The organism is Streptomyces sp. NPDC001980 (assembly GCF_040296885.1).
Lineage (GTDB): Bacteria > Actinomycetota > Actinomycetes > Streptomycetales > Streptomycetaceae > Streptomyces.
This window is the reverse complement of sequence record NZ_JBEOYD010000105.1, coordinates 1-2928: the sequence shown is the minus strand read 5'-3', so window position 1 is coordinate 2928 and position 2928 is coordinate 1. Positions and strand designations below refer to the sequence as shown.

At 51.5% G+C, this 2928-nt stretch carries 1 rRNA gene; it reads right to left on the bottom strand.

Annotation, left to right across the window (positions count from 1 at the left end):
* A 23S ribosomal RNA gene (locus ABT137_RS50890) occupies window positions 1–2872 on the bottom strand; the annotation flags it as partial.
* Window positions 2873–2928: the final 56 nt, after the last annotated feature.

Sequence of the window (2928 nt, the reverse complement as noted above, 5' to 3'; positions counted from 1 at the left end):
GCTTCCACCTCGAACCTATCAACCTGATCATCTTTCAGGGATCTTACTAGCTTACGCTATGGGAAATCTCATCTTGAGGGGGGCTTCATGCTTAGATGCTTTCAGCACTTATCCCTTCCGCACATAGCTACCCAGCTATGCCCTTGGCAGAACAACTGGTACACCAGCGGTGCGTCCATCCCGGTCCTCTCGTACTAAGGACAGCTCCTCTCAAATTTCCTACGCCCACGACGGATAGGGACCGAACTGTCTCACGACGTTCTGAACCCAGCTCGCGTACCGCTTTAATGGGCGAACAGCCCAACCCTTGGGACCGACTACAGCCCCAGGATGCGATGAGCCGACATCGAGGTGCCAAACCTCCCCGTCGATGTGGACTCTTGGGGGAGATAAGCCTGTTATCCCCGGGGTAGCTTTTATCCGTTGAGCGATGGCCCTTCCATGCGGAACCACCGGATCACTAAGCCCGACTTTCGTCCCTGCTCGACTTGTAGGTCTCGCAGTCAAGCTCCCTTATGCCTTTGCACTCTACGAATGATTTCCAACCATTCTGAGGGAACCTTTGGGCGCCTCCGTTACACTTTAGGAGGCGACCGCCCCAGTCAAACTGCCCACCTGACACTGTCTCCCGGGTCGATAAGACCCGTAGGTTAGAATTTCAATACAGTCAGGGCGGTATCCCACCAGCGCCTCCACCGAAGCTAGCGCTCCGGTTTCAATGGCTCCCGCCTATCCTGTACAAACTGTACCAAAATTCAATATCAGGCTACAGTAAAGCTCCACGGGGTCTTTCCGTCCTGTCGCGGGTAACCTGCATCTTCACAGGTACTATAATTTCACCGAGTCTCTGGTTGAGACAGTGCCCAAATCGTTACACCTTTCGTGCGGGTCGGAACTTACCCGACAAGGAATTTCGCTACCTTAGGACCGTTATAGTTACGGCCGCCGTTTACTGGGGCTTCAGTTCAGAGCTTCGCTTACGCTAACCCCTCTCCTTAACCTTCCAGCACCGGGCAGGTGTCACCCCCTATACTTCGCCTTACGGCTTCGCAGAGAGCTGTGTTTTTGCTAAACAGTCGCTTGGGCCTATTCACTGCGGCTTTCCGTTAAGAAAGCACCCCTTCTCCCGAAGTTACGGGGTCATTTTGCCGAGTTCCTTAACCAGAGTTCTCTCGCACACCTTAGGATTCTCTCCTCGCCTACCTGTGTCGGTTTGCGGTACAGGCACCTTTTATCTCGCTAGAAGCTTTTCTTGGCAGCGGGGAATCAAAGACTTCGCTCCATAAGGAGCTTCCCCATCACAGCTCAGCCTTCACGATAAGCGGATTTGCCTACTTATCAGCCTAACTGCTTGGACGTGCACAACCAATCGCACGCTTCTTCTATCCTTCTGCGTCCCTCCATTGCTCAAACGATAAAGAGGTGGTACAGGAATATCAACCTGTTGTCCATCGCCTACGCCTGTCGGCCTCGGCTTAGGTCCTGACTAACCCTGAGCGGACGAGCCTTCCTCAGGAAACCTTAGGCATTCGGTGGACGGGATTCTCACCCGTCTTTCGCTACTCATACCGGCATTCTCACTTCTAAGCGCTCCACCAGTCCTTCCGGTCTGACTTCACTGCACTTAGAACGCTCCCCTACCACTGATACCATTGGTATCAATTCGCAGCTTCGGTGGTGTATTTAGCCCCGGTACATTTTCGGCGCAGAGTCACTCGACTAGTGAGCTATTACGCACTCTTTAAATGGTGGCTGCTTCTAAGCCAACATCCTAGTTGTCTAAGCAACTCCACATCCTTTTCCACTTAATACACACTTTGGGACCTTAGCTGGCGATCTGGGCTGTTTCCCTCTTGACTACGGATCTTATCACTCGCAGTCTGACTCCTAAGGATAAGTCATTGGCATTCGGAGTTTGACTGAATTCGGTAATCCGATGAGGACCCCTAGTTCAATCAGTGCTCTACCTCCAAGACTCTTACACTTAAGGCTAGCCCTAAAGCTATTTCGGGGAGAACCAGCTATCTCCAGGTTCGATTGGAATTTCTCCGCTACCCACACCTCATCCCCGCACTTTTCAACGTGCGTGGGTTCGGGCCTCCATTCAGTGTTACCTGAACTTCACCCTGGACATGGGTAGATCACCTGGTTTCGGGTCTACGACCACGTACTAAACGCCCTATTCAGACTCGCTTTCGCTGCGGCTCCGCCTCTTCAGCTTAACCTCGCACGGGATCGTAACTCGCCGGTTCATTCTACAAAAGGCACGCCATCACCCATTAACGGGCTCTGACTATTTGTAGGCACACGGTTTCAGGATCTCTTTCACTCCCCTTCCGGGGTGCTTTTCACCTTTCCCTCACGGTACTGGTTCACTATCGATCACTAGGGAGTATTTAGCCTTGGGAGATGGTCCTCCCAGATTCCGACGGAATTTCACGTGTTCCGCCGTACTCAGGATACATTCAAGAGAGAACGAAGTTTCGACTACGGGGTTGTTACCCTCTACGACGGACCTTTCCAGGTCGCTTCGTCTACCTCGTTCCTTTGTAACTCCGTATAGAATGTCCTACAACCCCAAGAGGCAAGCCTCTTGGTTTGGGCTATGTTCCGTTTCGCTCGCCGCTACTCAGGAAATCGCATTTGCTTTCTCTTCCTCCAGGTACTTAGATGTTTCAGTTCCCTGGGTCTGTCTTCCTTACCCTATGTATTCAGGTAAGGATACCATACCATTACGTATGGTGGGTTTCCCCATTCGGAAATCTTCGGATCAAAGCTTACTTACAGCTCCCCGAAGCATATCGGCGTTAGTCCCGTCCTTCATCGACTCCTAGTGTCAAGGCATCCACCGTGCGCCCTTTCTAACTTAACCAAACTAAAAATTAAAAAATATGAGCTACACTGTTATCTAGTTTTCAAAGAACATAC